Raw genomic sequence first — 18659 nt, forward strand, 5'->3', positions numbered from 1 at the left:
ATTCGTTGATTGACGGCTTCTGTCACCAGTCTTGATGAATTGCTTGATCTGCCGTTCCCATGGCCCAGTCCCGTCAGGTGGAGATTGTTCAGCTTGAGCGCGTCAGCGCCGGCCGCACCACCTTCTGCCAGGCCCAGTCCAGCCACGAAACCCTGATCGCCGAGCTGGCCCCCCAGCAGCCCTGGGAGCTGTTCTGCCATCGCCACCAGACCGACCAGCTGATCCTGTTGAGGGGTTCGCTCGATCTGGTGGTGCTGCAGAACGCCCGGCTCGAGCGGATCACCCTGAGGGAGGACGAACCTGTGCTGGTGCGCATCCCCCCGGGAGTTCCCCATGGGGCGATCAACAACGGACGACGCTCGGCCATGGTTGTCAATGCCGTGATCCGGCATGGCCCCAGCGATCCGCGCGACTTCAGATCCCGGCCGGTTCCGGCGGCCCTGCGCCCCCAGTGGGAGGCACTCACCGGTGGGCCTGCCTAAGCAGCCTCCAGATTGGTCGTATAACGCCATGGGTTTGATCAAGCAACAGCCTGTCTTGCAGGTCATAGCCTTGGCTCATCGACGCTTAGGAGTTCGCTGAAAAACCCGGCGGGATCTGCGAAAACTGGGCAACCACTCAGTTGTCAATGCGAGATCAGCAGGAGCGCAGCGGTTCACTGTTCTCCTACGTCTCGATCGAGGCTCTGATCCCGGCCAACCATCCGCTCAGGCGGATTCGAAAGCTGGCGGATCAATCAGTCCCTCGATCGGCTGATCCCCACCTTCTGCGCTCTGTATGCCTTGGAAGGCCGCCCATCGGTTCCACCGGAGCAACTGTGCTGCTGGCCTCGCTGCTGCAGGCCTTCTACGGCATCCGCTCGGAGAGGCTGCTGCAGGATCAGCTCCACTACAACCTGCTGTTCCGCTGCTACGGGTTCACCGGGCCTGCGGTCACGTCGGCCTGAGCCCTAACGATCCGATCTGGTATCTGAACAGGTATGGCCTCCGGCAGACTGCGTCTACACCAAAAACCGCGAGCGCCTCCTCAACGAGGACTTCATTGGCAAGTTCCTCGAGAAGCTGAAAGATGCTCCCGAAGTCAAACCACTGCTCGCTAGCGAACACTTCTACGTGGTCGACACGCTGTTGCAGGCCTGGGCGTCACACGCTTTCCAGGAGCGGATCGATGGGCAGGAGGATCCTCCGCCTCCGCCCTCAGGTTCTGGCGAGGGATTCGGTGCGCCCAAGAAAGCTAAGAAGCGGGCAAAAGAGGACTTTCGCGGCATCAAGCTCAGCAACGAGACCCATCACTCCAGCACCGATCCAGAGGCCCTGCTGGCCCGGAAATCGAACGCTCATCCAGCGCAGCTGAGCTACCGCGGTCACGTGCTTATGGAGAACCGCCACGACCTGGCGGTGGATTGCCAGGTGACGCTGGCCGTAGCCGCAGGCTTCCGCGGAGCGGTTGGCTACGGCGAGCGGGATGCGGCCCAAGAGATGGCTGCAGATTGCCCTGGTGCCCGCCAGAAGACGATCGGTGCCGACACGAACTACGACACGAAGGGGGTCGTGGCCGAGATGCGACGGCTGGGCGTGACTCCGAACGTGCCGCAGAACACCGCACGCAGCGGTGGCTCAGCGATCGATGCGATGGCCGCACCACCCGGCATGAGGGCTACGCCAAATCGATCAATGCCCGCCGCGGCATCGAGAAGGTGTTTGGCTGGATCAAACAGTTCGGCGGCCAGCGCCAGTTCAAGCTGCGGGGGCGGGACAACGTCAGCGCCGTATAATCCCACAGAGGAGCTTTAGGCTACGGACTGCAGGTGATCGCCTACAACTTGGTCCGGCAGGGCAACATCCTCAAGCCCGTCATGGAGGCGGCATGAACAGCCAGTTGCCCAAGGGTGTGATCAATGGGCCCCAAAAGGGCTCAGAACTGAACAAAACTGGCCAGATCAAGCCGTCTTCGGGCCGAAATGGCAGCGCGATCAGCCGCTTTCAGCAGGAAATCAGCTCGCCGCCAGGGAAACTCGCCCTCCAAGAGGGTTTTTCTGCAAACTCTTAGGGGTTAGTGACCCATTGAGATCCCCGGCCCCGAACACAGAGAATGGACCGTGCTGTCCTTCCACCTATTCATGGTTAGCCTGAGTTGACCTAATCAGAAGCGACTCTCTTTCTCAGGTCGAGGATGACAAGATCGCGGTGTTGATCAACCAGCTCTGCAGAGACAGCCGAGTGATGGCAGCACCCACTTGGAGCACACGCTCATTGGCGGCGGCCAACGGAATATCAAAAACTTCCGTGCACCGCTGGTAGCAAACCTCTTCCGTGTAGCCTCACCGCCAGAAGTCGTTCAAGCAAAGAACGGATCCGTTCTTTGCCCTGAAGTTTAGATGGATCGTAAATTTCTATCTCAATCCGCCCGAAAAGGCTGTGATGCTCTGCGTCAACGAACGATTCAGGGTCTTAACCGCACCCATCCCCTGCAACCCATAGACTTGAACTTCGTGAAAGAGTCACGCACGACGAAATTTACTACGTCACCACAATCCTAATTTACGCCACTGATGTGGCTACTTAAGGCTCAATCTTGGAGATGTTCCAGAAACTTAGTTCACAAATCTGCGGAACGGCACACTAAAAAACAGCTTCTGCTTTTGAATTCTTTGGCCCACTAGACGAACACGGAACCGGCATCGTCACCGTTCCATCCCAGTTCACTAGAGTCAAGGCATCGCGGTAAAAACGGGGAGTGGAGAGCATCAGCCGCCAAGCCTGACCCGGACCCATCAGTTGGAAGCGATCGGGATAGTGAAGCAACAGCAATTCGCGCACGAGAGGATAGTAGTTGCTGTTAAAACCTGGAAAGACATGATGCTCTGAATGGTGGGAAAAGTTGCAGTGAAGCAGATCGACCCAGGCAGGCATCCGAAGGGAGAGTGAACTCACCAAGGGATCATTATCCTCAGTCAGAGGTGAAAGCATGTGATTAGTATAGATATAAATCATCGCAATCGCATAGCCTATCCACAGGGGCAAGAAGTATCCCAGCAGTAGTGGAACCGGCCGAAGACCGATCCAGCTGATCACCCCAGCATGGAGGGCAACCACAACCAACAGCTCAAGGGCGATGGCCTGGCGCTCAACCTTGCTCACCAGAAAGGCGGCCGGAGTGAAACGGGTATTAGCAGTGTTGAAGAGGAGCACCGAACAGGTGGTGCGGAAGTGGTGCAAAGGCCAGGCACTGGTCATGCCGAGGGCCAGGATCAACGGATGCACTTCGCTGGAGGGTGCGATCCAGCGGAACAGGCGTTTGCCCCAGCTGCTGGGTTGACTCTCGAGATAGCTCCGATCAGGATCAACTAGGCCATTGGTGTGGCCATGATGTTCGCGGTTATGCACCGCCTGCCAGAGGGTTGGGGTCATCCACGACACGCTGAATGCCACCAGCCCGACCAGCCGCCGCAGCGACCGCTGCCGAGGCAAACTGCCGTGCATCAGGTCATGGGCCAACAGCCCAAGGACGAAAACGCTGTTACCCATCACCACCGCAAGGGGTAGCCATAGCAGCAGCGCGGCCAGGGGAAGACGGTCCAGATGGGAAGCGAGTTGCCATCCGAGCACCAGGATCGCCAGGTTGATCGGAATCAGGCCCAGCCGGGCCGGGTTGGTCGCAAACGCCTCAACAGGAAGCAAGGGACGCAGACGACGGGCGACAGCCTTGGGCTCAAACGCTGAGCCAGCAAAGACATAGCCAGAAGCTTCGGCGGGCGCTGAGGGACTAGTGATATCAGACAAGGAGACTCGGAACGGGCCCGCAAGGGCAGAGTCCAACGCGCCTGCACAGGGTCGAAGGGGTAATGAATATCATGGCAGTTGCCCTAGTGCAATTGGGCTCCGGGCATCATGAGCGCTGTTCCCAACACAAAGACGCTCCAGCAGGGCGGATCAATGTGTATGAGCGGCTGGCCCGGGGTTGTTTAGGGCCTTGGTGGAGAACCGCCTCCGTCGCCAACACGGCCGAGCCGTTGCCCAGATCAAAGTACTTCAAGGTTCCCAATAGATGCACATCGATCATCTCGCAGAACCCAAGCTCCCTCTCTTTATCCATCGAAAAGGATCTTAGCAACGGAGGTCCAGGCCACTCAGAACGGGATGATGGGTGGGCACCTGATTTGCTGCGATGTACACCGACTGGACAGCCGTGATCCTGCTGCTGCTCACCGCAGCGCCACTCGCCGTGGTGGTGGCCACAGCGGTGTTCTTCATCTGGAGCCGGAAGAGACGGCCTCAGGGCTGAGGCCGTCGGCACTGGGTTGAATGGCCTGATCCTCCTGCCGCTGGATCAGGGCCTGCAGGCTCGGCTGGGGCTCGAAAACCGGCAGGTGACCCTGCCCGAGGCAATCCAGACAGGTGCGGAAGCGCTGATCGCTCATCCGCAGAACACCGCTGCCACCGCAGGAGGGGCAGCTGATCTTGAGCGCTGCCGTCGAAGCCGCCCCGGGGGGCGATGCGTTCGTCATGAATTGAACACCGTTTGCGTGTTTTCAGTGTGCCGCTTCATGGGGGCCTCCATTCGGGAACCTTTCTTAAGAGTTCCCGGCCGACGGCGATTCCGGCCGTTGCCCGCTGCTCAGCGCCTGCCGCAACGCCGCCTCGGAGAGCTGTTGCCGCAGTTCCTGGGCGCTGAGGCGGCTGCCGGCCGGCACCAGTTCGAGGCTGGACGCCAGTCGCCCGATCACCGCCGCCGCGTCCAGCCCCTGGTCCCGCAGAGCCTGCAGCCCCTCGGAGCCGTCGCGCTTGGAGAGCCGCCGCCCCCCCTCCTGCCGCCAGAGCGGCACATGCCAGTAATCGGGTGGAGGGAAGGGGCCGAGGCCAGCCATCACGGCCACCTGGGGGGCGCTGGAGTGCCAGAGATCGGCACCACGCAGCACGGTGCTGATTCCCAGCGTCAGTTCATCCACCGCCGTGGCCAGGTGGTACGCCACAAAACCATCGGCGCGCCTCAGCACCACATCGCCCACAGCCGTGGCCGCGTCGAGAACGCCCTCCGCCGCCAGCCGCTCCGGCCAGCGCAGATCACCCTGGCTCAGCCGCAGCCGCCAGCTGGGATGGCGGCTGCGGCGGGGTGCCCAGTCGGGGGGCAGCTGGCGGCAGGTGCCTGGATAGATGGGCCAGGCGCCGTGGGGGGCTGACACATCCCCCAGCACACGGCGGCTGCAATGGCAGGGGTAGAGCCGGCCCTGCTGGCGCAGCAATTCCAGCGCCTCGAGGTACAGGCCCTGGCGCTCGCTCTGACGGATCGGTGGGCCGTCCCAGCCGAGACCGAGCCAGCTCAGATCCGCCTGGATCGCCTCTTCGGCGCCGCTGCGGTTGCGGGGTGTGTCGAGATCGTCGAAGCGGAGCAGCCACTCGCCCTGGCTGAGCCTGGCCTGCAGCCAGCTCAGCAGGGCGGTGCGCAGATTTCCCGCATGCAGCAGCCCGGAGGGGGATGGGGCGAATCGGCCGCGACGCTTGCTACGGCGCAGCCGCTCACCCTGCTCCAGAGCCTGAAGCAGGGTGCCGGAGAGGTTGGCCGCCGCCGGGATCAGCCCTGAACCTGGTCCTTGAACTGCTTGCCTGCGGTGAAGGCCGGCACGCGCTTGGCAGGGATGGCGATCTTTTCACCGGTCTTGGGGTTCAGTCCCTGACGGGCCGAGCGCTCCCGCGCTTCGAAGGATCCGAAGCCAAGAATCGAGACCTTCTTGCCCTCCACGACCGAGTCGATGATCGTGGCGATGGCGGCATCGACCACCTGGGAGACATCGGTCTTGGTGAGTTCGGTGCGGGCCGAAACGAGATTGACGAGATCAGCTTTGTTCATCGGAAACGGGAAACCTTCAGAAAGAGCGGGAGCTGGGCGGAGCGGAACGTCCCTCCCGCCAGGCGGTGGAGCGCGCTAATCGTATGGGGGAAGAGCTGATCGGGCAACTGAAATCGCCCGCTCGGCAACGGTTTTGCCCGGATTCAGCCAAAAAAAAGGCAAATCAGGCCTCCCCAGGCGACGCCCAGGCCCCATCGGCCCACTCGCATCGAGACTGCCACGCGGCCGATGGGCCCACCCCTCCTAACTTGATGGCGCACTCTGGTTGGCGCACTCCGGCCGTGCCCTTGAACCCGATCCAGCTCGGACATCCCTGGCCCCTGGGGGCGAGTCTCACGGCCCGGGGGGTGAACTTCTCGGTGGTGGCCCCCCTGGCCTCACGGGTGGAACTGCTGCTGTTCCGCGATGGGGCGGACGCGGAGCCCTATCGGGTGCTGAATCTCGATGCCGCCCACCGGTCCGGCGACCACTGGCATGGCGAAGTGACCGGCATCGGCATCGGCTGCTGTTACGGCTACCGGGTCTATGGGCCACGCCAGCCGGGATGGCATGGCTTCAATCCGGCCAAGGTGCTGCTTGATCCCTGTGCGCGGGCGATCACCGGCTGGGAGGTGTATCAGCGCCAGGAGGCCACCGGCACCGGACCCAACACCGCCTCCTGCCTGAAGGGGGTGGTGACAGAGCGGGATCGCTTCGACTTCGACGCCGCCCCGCGGCCGCGCCACCGCTGGCAGCGGAGCGTGATCTACGAACTCCATGTGGCCGGCTTCAGTCAGGGTGAGGGCAGTCCGACCCCGCCGGAGCGCCAGGGCACCCTGCTGGGGCTGATCGACACCATTCCCTATCTCAGAAGCCTCGGGGTCACAACCCTGGAGCTGCTGCCGGTGATGGCTTTCGACCCCCAGGATGCCCCCACCGGCCGCCAGAACTACTGGGGTTACAGCCCCCTGAGCTGGATGGCCCCCCATCAGGGCTACCTGGTCGGCCACGACCCGCTGGAGGCAAGGCAGCAGGTGCGCGCCCTGGTCACCGCCTGCCATCAGGCCGGCCTGGAGGTGCTGCTCGATGTGGTCTTCAACCACACCAGCGAAGGCAACCAGGAAGGCCCCACCCTCAGCTGGCGTGGCTTCGGAGATTCCCTCTACTACCACCAGACCCCGGAAGGCGATTACCTCGACGTGACCGGCTGCGGCAACACGATCGCGGCCAACCGCCCCCTGGTGAGGCGTCTGATGCTGGAGTCCCTCCGCTGCTGGGCCCTCGAGCTCGGCATCGACGGTTTCCGCTTCGACCTGGGCATCGCCCTCTCCCGGGGGGAGGCGCTGGCTCCCCTGGATCAACCGCCCCTGTTCGAGGAGATCGAGGCCGATCCGGAACTGAGCGATCTCAAGCTGGTGAGCGAACCCTGGGACTGCGGCGGTCTCTACCGGCTCAGCGACTTCCCGGCCCGGCGGATCGGCACCTGGAACGGTCGCTTCCGCGACGATCTGCGCCGCTTCTGGAAAGGCGACGACGACTGCAGCTGGTTGATGGCGGAGCGCCTGGCGGGCAGCCCTGATCTCTACGGCGGCCGGCCGCCGGCGGTCGGCCGCAGCATCACCTTCATCACCGCCCACGACGGTTTCACCCTGGCCGATCTGGTCAGCTACAACGGCAAGCACAACCTGGCCAACGGCGAAGCCAACCGCGACGGCGACAACCACAACAACAGCTGGAACCACGGCGTCGAGGGACCCAGCAGCGACCACGCCATCACCGCCCTGCGCAATCGCCAGCAGCGCAACCTGCTGGCCACCCTGCTGCTGGCACCGGGAGTGCCGATGCTGCTGATGGGCGACGAGGTGCGCCGCAGCCAGGGCGGCAACAACAACACGTGGTGCCAGAACAATCCGCTCGGCTGGATGCACTGGCGGCCCGATTCAGAGGATCTGGGCCTGCTGCAGTTCCTGAAACGGCTGGTGCTGCTGCGTCGTCAGCTCGCCAGCCTGCTCAACCCCGCCCAGCCCCACCCCGAGGGCAAACCGGGCCGCCCCAGCGACACCGCCAACCTCTGGCGGGAATGGCACGGGGTCGAGTTGCACCGTCCGGACTGGGGGAGCTGGTCCCACACCCTGGCCTGGAGCCTGCACAGCGCCGATCGCGGCGCCCTGCTCTGGTGCGGCCTGAACGCCTTCAGCAAGGCGATTCACTTCGACCTGCCCCCCCCCGCCAATGGCTGGATGCGGGTGATCGACACCGCCCTGCCCAACGGCGAGGACATTCCCAGCCACCCCGAGTTCTGGAGTCCGAAAGGGGTGCCCCTGGAGAGCCGCAGCCTGGTGCTGATGGTGGCCCCAAGCCTGTTGCGCTCGGAATTCAGCGAAGCGGGTGGCGGGAATCGAACCCGCATCATCAGCTTGGAAGGCTGAGGACACCTATCGAAAAGCTTCTCAACCTCCGAGACCGTGGCGGAGCACCTGCTTGCCGCCCCTATTAAAGGCAAGCCTGCTTTCCTTTAATAAGCTTCGGTTGTGTTCAAGGTTCGTCGAGGGGCGTTCCCATGCGGCGCGAGTCCACAGGTCGCTACGAAATCAGCACCACCACAGGAGAATCCGTGCGGGCCTTCGTGCCGGCGTCGCTTCCTCCTCATCCACCGATCACTCTTGAAGGGCCGCTTCAGGCCCTGCACGAGAGAGCCCTGTTGGCTTGCGGACGTCTGGACGGAGTCTCGGCGCTGCTGCCGGATCCAGAGCTGTTCGTCTACACCTACGTGCGGCGCGAGGCACTGCTCTCCTGCCAGATCGAGGGCACCCAGTCGTCCCTCTCCGATCTGCTGCTCTTTGAGCTGGAAGAGGCGCCCGGTGTTCCCTTTGATGACGTGGTGGAGGTTTCCAGCTACGTGGCCGGCCTGGAGCATGGTCTGGCGCGGCTGCGGGAAGGATTCCCTCTGTCCTCCCGCCTGCTGCGGGAGATCCACGCCAAGCTGCTGGCCCGGGGCCGCGGAGCCGATCGGCTTCCTGGTGACTTTCGCCGCAGCCAGAACTGGATCGGCGGCACCCGGCCCGGCAATGCAAGCTTCGTGCCGCCGCCGCCGGGCCTGGTGGAGGACTGCATGGCGCAGCTGGAGCGCTTCATCCATGGAACCGCCCAAAACGAGCACGAGCTGCCGGTGCTGGTGCGTGCCGCCCTGGCCCACGTGCAGTTCGAGACGATCCACCCTTTCCTCGACGGCAATGGTCGCCTGGGCAGGCTTCTGATCGTGCTGGTGCTGATCGATGCCGGCGTTCTGCAGCAGCCCTTGCTCTACCTCAGCTTGTTTTTCAAGCAGCACCGCAGCCGCTACTACGAGCTGCTGGAAGAGGTTCGCCGCCAGGGCGACTGGGAGGCCTGGATCGATTTCTTCCTGGAGGGAATCGTGACCACCGCGAGTTCAGCGGTCGCCACCGCACACCGTCTGCTGGCGCTTTTCAGCAGCGACGAGGCCCGGCTCACGGGTCTGGGGCGCTCTGGTCCGAGCGTGCGCCGGATCTTCCAAGCCCTGCGCCAGCGCCCACTCACCAGCATCGGCCAGATCAGAGCGATGAGCGGCCTGAGCTTTCCCACCATCAGCAAAGCCATCGAGACCCTGGTCGAGCTCGGGATCGCCCGCGAGATCACCGGTGGGCGGCGCAATCGCCTGTTCGCCTACGACGCCTATCTGGCCATCCTCAGCGAGGGCACTGAACCGCTCTGAGCCATCAAGGCCCAAAAGCAGGCGCAGGAAGGCGAGAACGGCGGCGGCATGGCCTTCCAGCCGTCAGCACAGCCACTGTCTTCCGCCCCGATGCCGCAGGACCGCCGGTGGGGGCGGCAGCTCCAAAGCTGGGTGCTGCAGATCTGATTGCCATGGTGCAGCAAAGCATTGCCCAGTTCGAGAGGCGCAGCTCCGTTCTCACTGAGAGTTCGGCTGATCGCCCCCATGCCGCCAGCTGCGCCTGCGGGGGGTGCTGCAACCCCCGGCAAGCACTACCGCCGCTGGGGCTGCACACGAGGCCGAGGGCCGCTGCAGTGGCAGATCAAGAAGGTTGAGGCCACCATCACGGACTGGAGCCGCAGGCATCTGCGCTTCTGATGCCTCATCCGCCTGACTGCAGAGGCGAAAGGACACCGAGGGAGATGAACAAACGCTCCGGCCGTCCAGGCAAAGGCCAGAACCCCATCGAGGCGTAGAAGCGCTGAAGGCGGGCGTGGTCCGCTTTCCCTCTCTCAGCGGCAACGTCGAGAAGCATCAACCGCACACCCAGGATCTGCCGCACCCGTAGGCACTGCTGCAGCGCATCCACCAGCAGGCGAGCCTCCCGCGCCGAAATCGCCTCCTCGAAGAACACCCACCCATGCCCCCCCTCCCCTGGAACGGGAGATCTCCAAGGCCGCCGGCACGGCCAGTTCCCGGCAGGAACGCAGCACGGCGCGAGCGTCGTCACGCCAGTCCTGTTCATCGAAGTCAACCGCCAGCACATAGCAGGTGTCGTCCTCCAGCAGCGGGTAAAGGCCGAGCCTGTGTTCACCGGCCAGATGGCCATAGATCGCCACGTCCGTGAGGGGCCGCAGCCGCCGGTGGCCGCAGTCGCGGCAGGCCACCGGCGGCTTTTCGCAGATGCCAGGCTGCCACTCATTGGCGCAGGCCGGTGCGTAGCCCGATCGTCCGCTTCTGCTGCTCTGCCAGCGAAGGGCATAGACATCGTCACGACCGTGGAACAGACGACGAAAGATCGTCACTTTCTCCTGCGCTGAAACGGGACCAATGGCAGGGGGCCGGACCGATGCCGTCGCGGGTTTCCAGGAGGGCCTCAGCGCTGGTCAGCCTTTCTGTAGGCAGCATTGCGCTCCCGCTTGCCCACCGCCACGACAAGCACCAGCAACTCTTGATCCCGCACCTCGTAGACCAGGCGAAATCCAGCAGCCCGCAGCTTGATCTTGTAGCGATCGGTTGATCCCCGCAGCTTGCTGGCCGGCATCCTGGGCTCGATCAGCCGTTCTGCCAGCTTCTTCTTGAACTGTTCCCGGATGCCCGCTGTCAACTTGTGCCACTCCCGCAGAGCCTCGGGGTGAAAAGCCAGCTCAAAGGGCATCGAGGCGGACCCGCACCGGCTCCTGGCCGTCCGCCAGTCGGGCATCGGCGATGCGACCCAGTTCCAGGTCGTCCACCAGATCCATCAATTCCTCATAGGCCTTGGCAGGCACGCAGTAGAAGGCCGGCTCGTTGCGATTGAGCACGGCCACAGGCATGCCTTCCCCGGCAGCCACGGTGGCCATGGGGTTCTTCTTGAGTTCCGAGATGCTCACGGTGGTCTCGGTCAGCACGCGATGCGCCATGAACAGCCCAAACCAACTCAAGCACCAATCTTAGGTCGCTGAAAAGGTCTTGGAAAAGGTCTCGCCTACTGACTAGAGCAGTTGGCCTTGAAATCCTGATGGGTTACTCAGGAAGCCAGAAGCCGCCGGCTCCACCTTGGCAAAGGCGTCCACCACCTTTTTTTGGAGGCAGATCGCCGTTCACGGGGGGCCGGTGGGCCTAGTCAGGCCGGCAGGAGCAGGGAACGAGCTTCCCGCCCCAGGCCTCTTGCTCACGGCGCAGCTCCTTCCAGAGGGGAGGGTTCGTCGGGGCAGGGCCCGCAACACCCGTGGCCGGGTCTTGCCACGGGCGGCGACCTTTTCGTACGCACGTGATCACGGGGATTCAGAACGGTCCAGCCCCTCCGGCACCCCACTTGAGACAGCGCTTGAGGCATTGCGTGAGACTCCACGGCACTGATCGCAACTTCCCAATCACGAGCCGCCGGCAGGTGAGATGTCTGGGGAGATGCTTCGCCTCATAGCCTTGCACCGAAAATCATCCACCGGCGGCCGCAGGCAAGCCGAAAGCCAGTTGCAGCACTTGTTGAGGGCCGAAAATCCCAAACGCGAAAAGAAGCGGGTGGCGGGAATCGAACCCGCATCATCAGCTTGGAAGGCTGAGGTTTTACCACTAAACTACACCCGCGCTGATACACATGTACCAGCCGACGGCCCTGGTGGCACGGGTGCGTTCCACGGTCCATCCGGCTGAAGCATTATGGCCTGCGTGCGGCACCGGCCCGTTGAGAATCGCTCCTGAACCGGACGCCCCCTCGCCCCTCGCTCCCCTCGACCGGCAGCCGGGCGTGAACGATGCCATCGATGCTTCGGCGCCCGCCAGACGGCGCCTGCTGGTGGCCTATGGCCTCGGCGATGCCGGCACCGGCATGGCGGCGTCGCTGATCGGCTTCTACCTGTTCATCTTCTACACCGCAGCGGCCGGCCTGCCCGCCTGGATGGCAGGGCTCGTGCTGATGCTGGCCCGCCTCTGGGATGCGATCAACGATCCGCTGGTGGGCTGGCTCAGCGACAAGACCCGCAGCCCCTGGGGTCCGCGGCTTCCCTGGATCCTCTGGAGCGCCATCCCGCTCGGCATCGCCATGGCGATGATGTGGTGGCTCCCGCCCGGGAGCCTCTGGGTGAAGTTCACCTTCTTCGTGGCCATCTCGGTGGTGGCCAACAGCCTTTACACCTGCGTCAACCTGCCCTATGCGGCCCTGGCGGCTGAACTCACCACGGACACCAGCCTGCGCACCCAGCTGAACACGGCCCGTTTCACCGGCTCGATCATCGCCGGTCTGGTGGGGATCGTGCTCGGCGGCCTGCTGCTCACCAACCACGCCGATCCCACCAGCTTCCTGAAGGTGGGCGTGCTCTCCGGCAGCATCATCGCGGTGTTCACCCTGCTCTGCGCCTGGGGCATCGCGCCGGCGGCCCGTCACTGCCAGAAGCCCAGCAGCCAGCGCGGATCCACCCGGCGGCTGTTGCGGCGCGTGGGCCGCAACAGCCGCTTTCTCAAAGTGCTCGGCCTCTACCTGATGCTCTGGTGCGCCCTGCAGATCATGCAGACCGCGGCGCTGATCTACCTCCCGGTGGTGATGCGGCTGCCGGTGAACTGGAGCAACTGGATCCTCCTGCCGTTTCAGATCAGCACGCTGGTGGGGCTGCAGATCTGGAACCGTTTTTCCCACCATCAGGGCCGCATCAAGGCGCTGCATCGGGGAACGGCGCTCTGGATCGGCGGCTGCCTGCTCGCCATGGTGCTGATCCCCCTCGATGCCGGCCTCTCGCCGCTGGGTTCGGTCGCCAACGGCCTACGGCTGGCGGCGCTTGTCTTCGTGATCATGCTGGTGGGTGTGGGGGCTTCCACCGCCTACCTGATTCCCTGGGCCCTGCTGCCGGACGCCATCGACGCCGACCCCGAAAAACCTGCCGGGCTCTACAGCGCCTGGATGGTCTTCACCCAGAAGATCTGCATCAGCCTGGCCCTGTTTTCCTTCGGCAACCTGATGAGCCTGAGCGGCTACGTGGCCGCCAACGGCATCCTCCAGCCCGGCGCCGCCCTGATCGCGATCCGTCTGTGCATGGGCCTGATCCCGGCCACCCTGGTGGTGCTGGGCCTGCTGGTGATGCGCCGCTGGCCGGAAAGAGGGCTCCATCTCCAGCAGGCAACACGATGAAACCACCGCGCTGGCTCAACCGTCTCGGCGCCAGCTGTCTGATCGGCGGCCAGACGATCACGGCCATCGCCCGGGGCCGCGTCAACCTCAACGACCTCTCGGAGCAGATGCTGGAAGCGGGGCCGGGCACGTTTCTGATCGTGGCGATCACCGCCTTGGCCGCCGGCACGGTGTTCAACATCCAGGTGGCGGCGGAACTGACCAAGCAGGGCGCCGGTGTCGCCGTTGGGGGAATCCTTTCGGTAGGCCTGGCACGGGAAATCGCCCCCCTGCTCTCGGCCACCCTGCTCACAGGCAAGGTGGCCACGGCCTACGCCGCCCAGCTGGGCACCATGAAGGTGACCGAGCAGATCGACGCGATCACGATGCTGCGCACCGATCCGGTCGAGTATCTGGTGGTGCCCCGCGTGCTGGCCCTGGTGGTGATGGCACCGGTGCAGTGCATGGTGTTCTTTGCGGTCGGGGTCTGGTCGGGGCAGGTGAGCAGCACCCTGCTGTTCTCGATTCCACCCACCGTCTTCTGGAACTCCGTCCGTATCTGGCTGGAGCCGAGCGACCTGCCCTCGATGCTGATCAAGGCGGTGGTGTTCGGCCTGCAGATCGCCGTGATCTCCTGCGGCTGGGGCCTCACCACGAGGGGCGGTCCCAAGGAGGTGGGCACCAGCACCACCGGTGCCGTGGTGATGATCCTGGTCACGGTGAGCCTGATGGACGTGCTGCTCACCAAACTGCTCTTCGGCGAGTGAGCGGCCCAACCCCCAGCATTGGACCAGCCATGAGCCATCCCCGGCTGAAACCACCGGGGTGATCCTCGCCCCCCGTGCCTGGGTGCCCCTCGGGGTGCTGCTGCTGGCCGGCGCCAGCCTGCTGCTGCCCCGATGGGGCGGCAGCGTCTGGCTGGCCGGCGGTGTTGGTGTGCTCGGCCTCTTCCTGCTGCTGCAGACCGCCCTGCTGCGGCTTCAGTTCGGCGAGGAGGACCTGCTGGTCTGGCGGGGCAGCAGCCTGCTGCGCCGCTTCCCTTACCAGGAGTGGCTGGGCTGGACCCTGTTCTGGTGGCCCCTGCCGGTGCTGTTCTATTTCCGTGAACAGCGCAGCATTCATCTGCTGCCGGTGTTGTTTGATGCCACCGCCCTGCGCCAGCAGCTCGACCTGCACCTCAGCGCCCCGAGATGACCGACGCCTCCCCCCCCCCCCACCCCGAACCAGCACCGACCGCCTGGCAGGAGCTGGCTCTGCAGGAGCTGCTTCAGCAGCGCCAGACGCTCGAAGCGGAGATTCGCGGCCTGGAAAGCCGCCGCGATGAGCTCCAGAAGGAACTCACCAGCAGCTTCGCCGGCCAGTCGGACGCGATCGCCCGGCGGCTGAAGGGCTTCCAGGACTACCTCGTGGTGGCCCTGCAGGACCTGGCCAGCCAGGCGGAGCAGATCGAGCTGGTGGTGCCGCCTCTGCTGGTGCAGCCCTCCCCCCTCGATCAGGCCGCAGCCGCTCCGGCCGCAGCCGAACCCGCCGTGGAGGTGGTGGCATCGGCGGGCCAGTTCAGCCAGGACGAAACCCTGATCCGCAGCCAGCTGCAGGGCTTCCTGGGCCAGCCCGACTTCTACGCCGACCCCTGGAAGCTGCGTCGCAGCCTCGAGGCGCCTGCCGCCGCCTTGCTCGAAGACTGGTTCCTCAGCCAGGGCGGACGGGGAGCCCAGGCGAGCTGCGGCAGTCGCAACCGCAACGCCCTGGTGGTGGCCGCTGCCATCGCCATCCTCGGTGAGCTCTACGGAGAACGCTTCCAGACCCTGGTTCTGGCCGGCCGGCCGGAGCGCCTCGGCGAATGGCGCCGGGGTCTGCAGGACTGCCTGGGGCTGGCCAGGGAGGACTTCGGACCGAACAGCGGCATCGTCCTGTTCGAGCGGCCCGATGCCCTGATCGAGCGGGCCGACCGGCTCGAGGAAAGGGGCGAACTGCCGTTCATCGTTGTCGATGGCGGCGAAGAGGTGGTGGATATTCCGATCCTGCAGTTCCCGCTCTGGCTGGCCTTCGCCGCCTCTCTGCAGGAACTGGCCCTCGACGAGGACCAGCCTTGAGCACCGTGATCGCCCTGCTGACGGGCTACCTGCTCGGCTCGATCCCCTTCGGCTGGCTGGCCGGCAAATGGCTGGCCGGTGTGGACCTCCGGGAGCTGGGCTCCGGCTCCACCGGTGCCACCAACGTGCTGCGCCAGGTGGGCAAGGGCCCAGCTCTGGTGGTGTTCCTGCTCGATGTTCTCAAGGGCAGCGCCGCCGTGCTGCTGGCGCGGATCCTGCTGCAACCGCTGCTCGCCAGCGCCAGCGGCGACTGGTGGGTGGTGGGGGCCGGCCTGGCCGCCCTGGCCGGCCACAGCTGGCCGATCTGGCTGGGTGGCAAGGGCGGCAAAGCCGTGGCCACCGGCCTGGGGATGCTGCTCGGCCTGGTGCCTGCGGTGGGGCTGGCCTGCTTCGGCCTGTTTCTGGCCACGCTGGCACTGAGCCGGATCGTGTCGTTGTCGAGCGTGGTTGCCGCCCTCAGCCTGCCGCTGCTGATGCTGGCCGATTTCGCCGCGGCCGGAACCGGACTGCGGCCGGCCTACCTGACCCTGGCCATCCTCACCACGCTGCTGGTGGTCTGGCGGCATCGCGCCAATCTGAGCCGTCTGGTTGCCGGCACGGAGCCAAGGCTGGGGGCGCCCCGAACGGAGAGCTGAAGCAAATCAGTCTGAAGACGGATCAATATGAAACGGATCTATCTGAAATCGGATCAGCCTGGAACCGGATCAGTGTGAACCCGGATCAGCCGTTCGCCAGGGCCCTGCTGCGCTCGGCGGCGGCCAGCACCGCCTCGATCAGGGCCGAGCGCACGCCGCCTTGCTCCAGCCGGCGCAGGGCGGCGATCGTGGTGCCCGCCGGGCTTGCCACCATGTCCTTGAGCTGGGCTGGGTGGAGATCCCGCTGCTGCAGCAGATCCACCGATCCGGCCAGCATCGCCAGCGCCAGCTCCTGGGCCAGCGCTCTGGACAATCCCGCCGCCACTCCTCCATCGGCCAACGCTTCGATCAGCAGAGCCGCCATCGCCGGCCCGGAGGAGGCGAGGGCAAGGAAAGCATCCAGCTGGCCTTCCGGCAGCTCGAACACCTGGCCGAGCACCCTGAACCAGCGGCAGACCTGATCACGCTGCTCCTGCTCCACCGTGGCGCCCCAGGCCAGGCCGGTGATCCCGGCTCGCACCAGGCAAGGGGTGTTCGGCACGGCCCGGACCAGCCGGCCATGGGGAAAGCACTGCTGCAGGCGTTTCAGGCTGACCCCGGCCAGCAGCGACACCAGCAGCGGTGGCCGGGCCGGATCAAATGGCGGCGCCAGGTCGACCACCTGCTGCAGCTGCTGGGGCTTGATGGCGAGCAGGATGACGGGCTGCTCCCAGGCCGGGGCCGCATCGGTGGAGACAGCCACCCCCAACTCCGCATGGAGCCGCTGGGCTGAAGCGTCGCTGGCCACCACGGCGCGCACCCCTTCCGGCTGGATCACCCCCTCTTCGATCAGAGGGATCAGCAGGGCCCGGGCCATGCGGCCCAGGCCGATCACGCCCAGACGAAGCGGAGAGGCCAAGCCGATCAGCCGTGGCCGGAACTGATGTCGGTGCGGCCCCAGGCCGGGCTGGGAGCGGCCTCCGTGTCAGCGCCCAGATCGCGCGAAGGCACGATCGTGGGGGAGGAAGGCTCCTCGCCGGAGGCGGTGGTGACCGTGACGCAGCTGGGGGCGAACAGGAAAATGCTCTCGCCGACGCGTTCCTGGTGACCATCGATGGCGTAGGTGCCACCGGCCACGAAATCCACGGCCCGCTGGGCCTGATCCGGCTCCATCATCGTGAGGTTGATGATCACCGTCTTGCGATCACGCAGAGCCTGGATGGCCCGGGGCATCTCATCGAAACTGCGGGGCTCCATCAGGGTGACTTCCGCCGCCGAAGAGGAAAGACCCGGCATTCCGACCACCTTGCTGCCGCCGAACGGATCCTGGCTCAGGAAATCGGAGGAGAGGGCCAGGCCGCTGCCACTGTCCAGCTGGCCGGCGGCGGTGCCACGGCTGCTGCCCGGCGGCCGGGTGGCCTCACCGGCGTCGTAATCCAGCTCGTCCTCGTAGTCGCTCTCCAGGTAATCGTCACCGGAGACGACGGCACGCAGGCGGGAGAACAACGACACCTTGAATTCCTTCGTGTTGAGCTTGTCCTGAATAGCGTCCCACGTCAGCGCTGGCAACCGGCCCGGTCGCTGAAAATCCTGTTCCGACACACCGTTTCGACACACTCTCCCGCCCAACCGGCCGGCCAGGCGGAGTCAGAGCGCCCGGGCTCCGAACAGGGCCGAGCCGATCCGGACCCAGGTGCTTCCCGCCGCCGCCGCTTCCCGCCAATCCCCGCTCATACCCATCGAGAGCTCCTTCAGACCGAGGCGACCGGCGAGGGCGGCACACTCGCGGAACAGCACCGGGCGTTCGCCCGGCGGCAGATCAAGGGGCGCGATCGCCATCAACCCTTCCAGCCGCAGGGGAGCGAGGCTGCTGAACACCGGCCGCAATCGCTCCAGCTCGGCCGGCTCGAAACCGGTCTTGCCAGGATCGGGGCGCAGCTTCACCTGCAGGAACACCGCCGGACTGAGGCCTTCCTCCCTGGCGATCCGTTGCACCCGCTCGACCAGTTCCAGGCTGTCGAGGGAGTGAATGGTTCCGAAATGACGCAGCACACCCCGCACCTTGTTGGCCTGCAGCCTGCCGATGAAGTGCCAGTCCAGGGGTTCGAGATCACCCAGCTCGGCCTGCTTCGCCACCGCCTCCTGGAGGCGGCTCTCGCCGAAGCTCCATTGGCCCAGCGCCACGGCCCGCCTGATCCGATCCGCCGGCTGACCCTTGCTCACCGCCAGCAGCCGGCTGCCCTCGGGCAGCTCAGCCCACAGCGACTCCAGGCGCTGCCGGAGGCCGTCATCGGCGGAAGCGGCCACGCTCAGATGAAGGTCTGGTCGAAGAGCTGGCGCCAGCGGGGCAGCATGGAGCTGCCATCGCGGCGGGCCCGCGCCAGGTTCTGCTCGGCGTAATGACGGGCATCCATCAGCGGAATCACCTCGAAGTGGGCGTTCCTGGACTGCATCGTGACCAGAAAGAACATGCGCTGCGCATACAGCGTGGCGAACAGATCACGCCCCTCTCCGGCCGGCGCCACCTGGTAAAGCAGTCCGAAGGTGGGGTGGTTGAGGTATCGCTCGGTACTCGCCTCTGCGGTCACAGA

The 18659-nt window shown here is 65.2% G+C and carries 22 protein-coding genes, 1 tRNA gene and 1 pseudogene; 11 read left to right on the top strand and 13 right to left on the bottom strand.

Annotation, left to right across the window (positions count from 1 at the left end; translation table 11 throughout):
- Positions 1-59 precede the first annotated feature (59 nt).
- The 3 genes and pseudogenes from ACXMDY_RS09950 to ACXMDY_RS09960 all read left to right on the top strand — a co-directional run bounded on the left by ACXMDY_RS09950 (position 60) and on the right by ACXMDY_RS09960 (position 2049).
- The gene (locus tag ACXMDY_RS09950) at positions 60-482 is read left to right on the top strand and encodes a cupin domain-containing protein (protein WP_259701984.1); all 423 of its coding nucleotides are present in this window, start codon (positions 60-62) and stop codon (positions 480-482) included.
- A gap of 146 nt (positions 483-628) precedes the next feature.
- Positions 629-1870 (top strand): annotated as a pseudogene (locus ACXMDY_RS09955) (transposase).
- Positions 1867-2049 carry a hypothetical protein gene (locus ACXMDY_RS09960; RefSeq protein ID WP_259701983.1) on the top strand — a complete coding sequence of 61 codons (183 nt, stop codon included), beginning with the start codon at positions 1867-1869 and terminating at the stop codon, positions 2047-2049. The pseudogene ACXMDY_RS09955 and the gene ACXMDY_RS09960 overlap by 4 nt, the downstream one beginning before the upstream one ends.
- A gap of 572 nt (positions 2050-2621) precedes the next feature.
- Here the strand turns inward: ACXMDY_RS09960 and ACXMDY_RS09965 are convergent.
- From ACXMDY_RS09965 to ACXMDY_RS09985, 5 genes are all read right to left on the bottom strand, one after another.
- Complete coding sequence (locus tag ACXMDY_RS09965) at positions 2622-3782, bottom strand: fatty acid desaturase family protein (RefSeq protein ID WP_259701982.1); 1161 nt, start codon at positions 3780-3782, stop codon at positions 2622-2624.
- Positions 3783-4106: 324 nt separating this feature from the next.
- Entirely contained in the window at positions 4107-4253 is a 147-nt protein-coding gene (locus ACXMDY_RS09970) for a hypothetical protein (protein WP_259701981.1), read from the bottom strand.
- Positions 4250-4507 (bottom strand): hypothetical protein, encoded by a 258-nt coding sequence (locus tag ACXMDY_RS09975; protein WP_259701980.1) that lies wholly within the window; start codon positions 4505-4507, stop codon positions 4250-4252. Before ACXMDY_RS09975 ends, ACXMDY_RS09970 begins: the two co-directional genes overlap by 4 nt.
- Positions 4508-4573: 66 nt before the next feature.
- Positions 4574-5572: a tRNA glutamyl-Q(34) synthetase GluQRS gene (gene gluQRS, locus ACXMDY_RS09980; protein ID WP_399244080.1), complete on the bottom strand. Its 999-nt coding sequence runs from the start codon at positions 5570-5572 to the stop codon at positions 4574-4576.
- Positions 5572-5847, bottom strand: a complete 276-nt coding sequence (locus tag ACXMDY_RS09985) for an HU family DNA-binding protein (protein ID WP_255087774.1) — start codon at positions 5845-5847, stop codon at positions 5572-5574. Before ACXMDY_RS09985 ends, gluQRS begins: the two co-directional genes overlap by 1 nt.
- Before the next feature lie 287 nt (positions 5848-6134).
- Between ACXMDY_RS09985 and ACXMDY_RS09990 the strand changes: the two genes are divergently transcribed.
- The 3 genes from ACXMDY_RS09990 to ACXMDY_RS10000 all read left to right on the top strand — a co-directional run bounded on the left by ACXMDY_RS09990 (position 6135) and on the right by ACXMDY_RS10000 (position 9937).
- Complete coding sequence (locus ACXMDY_RS09990; protein ID WP_259701979.1) at positions 6135-8255, top strand: glycogen debranching protein; 2121 nt, start codon at positions 6135-6137, stop codon at positions 8253-8255.
- A gap of 131 nt (positions 8256-8386) precedes the next feature.
- A complete protein-coding gene (locus tag ACXMDY_RS09995; RefSeq protein ID WP_259701978.1) occupies positions 8387-9559 on the top strand; it encodes a Fic family protein in 1173 nt (390 codons plus the stop codon).
- A gap of 225 nt (positions 9560-9784) precedes the next feature.
- Positions 9785-9937, top strand: coding sequence for a hypothetical protein (locus ACXMDY_RS10000; protein WP_259701977.1), 153 nt, complete (start codon positions 9785-9787; stop codon positions 9935-9937).
- A 134-nt stretch (positions 9938-10071) separates the two neighbouring features.
- Here the strand turns inward: ACXMDY_RS10000 and ACXMDY_RS10005 are convergent, their stop codons facing one another.
- The 4 genes from ACXMDY_RS10005 to ACXMDY_RS10020 form a co-directional block, all read right to left on the bottom strand.
- The gene (locus ACXMDY_RS10005; RefSeq protein WP_259701976.1) at positions 10072-10584 is read right to left on the bottom strand and encodes a TOTE conflict system archaeo-eukaryotic primase domain-containing protein; all 513 of its coding nucleotides are present in this window, start codon (positions 10582-10584) and stop codon (positions 10072-10074) included.
- A gap of 71 nt (positions 10585-10655) precedes the next feature.
- The gene (locus ACXMDY_RS10010) at positions 10656-10937 is read right to left on the bottom strand and encodes a type II toxin-antitoxin system RelE family toxin (RefSeq protein WP_255005692.1); all 282 of its coding nucleotides are present in this window, start codon (positions 10935-10937) and stop codon (positions 10656-10658) included.
- Positions 10927-11181, bottom strand: a complete 255-nt coding sequence (locus ACXMDY_RS10015; protein WP_259701975.1) for a type II toxin-antitoxin system Phd/YefM family antitoxin — start codon at positions 11179-11181, stop codon at positions 10927-10929. Before ACXMDY_RS10015 ends, ACXMDY_RS10010 begins: the two co-directional genes overlap by 11 nt.
- 596 nt (positions 11182-11777) lie before the next feature.
- Positions 11778-11848, bottom strand: a tRNA-Gly gene (locus ACXMDY_RS10020).
- 97 nt (positions 11849-11945) lie between these two features.
- On the opposite strand from ACXMDY_RS10020, the gene ACXMDY_RS10025 reads away from it, so the two are divergent.
- From ACXMDY_RS10025 to plsY, 5 genes are read left to right on the top strand one after another with little or no spacing between them, the layout of a single operon-like run.
- Positions 11946-13382, top strand: a complete 1437-nt coding sequence (locus ACXMDY_RS10025) for an MFS transporter (RefSeq protein ID WP_311133743.1) — start codon at positions 11946-11948, stop codon at positions 13380-13382.
- Positions 13379-14128 (top strand): MlaE family ABC transporter permease, encoded by a 750-nt coding sequence (locus ACXMDY_RS10030; protein ID WP_259701974.1) that lies wholly within the window; start codon positions 13379-13381, stop codon positions 14126-14128. Before ACXMDY_RS10025 ends, ACXMDY_RS10030 begins: the two co-directional genes overlap by 4 nt.
- Before the next feature lie 58 nt (positions 14129-14186).
- On the top strand, positions 14187-14555 hold the full coding sequence (locus tag ACXMDY_RS10035; protein WP_457767600.1) for a DUF3119 family protein: 369 nt from the start codon (positions 14187-14189) through the stop codon (positions 14553-14555).
- Positions 14552-15454 carry a DUF3086 domain-containing protein gene (locus tag ACXMDY_RS10040; RefSeq protein WP_457767601.1) on the top strand — a complete coding sequence of 301 codons (903 nt, stop codon included), beginning with the start codon at positions 14552-14554 and terminating at the stop codon, positions 15452-15454. The genes ACXMDY_RS10035 and ACXMDY_RS10040 overlap by 4 nt, the downstream gene beginning before the upstream one ends.
- Entirely contained in the window at positions 15451-16089 is a 639-nt protein-coding gene (gene plsY / locus ACXMDY_RS10045; protein WP_259701971.1) for a glycerol-3-phosphate 1-O-acyltransferase PlsY, read from the top strand. The genes ACXMDY_RS10040 and plsY overlap by 4 nt, the downstream gene beginning before the upstream one ends.
- Positions 16090-16174: 85 nt before the next feature.
- Here the strand turns inward: plsY and proC are convergent, their stop codons facing one another.
- The 4 genes from proC to ACXMDY_RS10065 all read right to left on the bottom strand — a co-directional run bounded on the left by proC (position 16175) and on the right by ACXMDY_RS10065 (position 18656).
- Positions 16175-16945 carry a pyrroline-5-carboxylate reductase gene (gene proC / locus ACXMDY_RS10050; RefSeq protein ID WP_399244077.1) on the bottom strand — a complete coding sequence of 257 codons (771 nt, stop codon included), beginning with the start codon at positions 16943-16945 and terminating at the stop codon, positions 16175-16177.
- Between the two features lie 47 nt (positions 16946-16992).
- A complete protein-coding gene (locus tag ACXMDY_RS10055) occupies positions 16993-17580 on the bottom strand; it encodes a cell division protein SepF (RefSeq protein WP_259702181.1) in 588 nt (195 codons plus the stop codon).
- A 135-nt stretch (positions 17581-17715) separates the two neighbouring features.
- Positions 17716-18381, bottom strand: a complete 666-nt coding sequence (locus tag ACXMDY_RS10060) for a YggS family pyridoxal phosphate-dependent enzyme (RefSeq protein WP_259702180.1) — start codon at positions 18379-18381, stop codon at positions 17716-17718.
- Positions 18378-18656, bottom strand: a complete 279-nt coding sequence (locus ACXMDY_RS10065; protein WP_259701969.1) for a PipX family protein — start codon at positions 18654-18656, stop codon at positions 18378-18380. The genes ACXMDY_RS10060 and ACXMDY_RS10065 overlap by 4 nt, the downstream gene beginning before the upstream one ends.
- Positions 18657-18659: the final 3 nt, after the last annotated feature.

This window comes from Cyanobium sp. ULC082 (assembly GCF_977927535.1).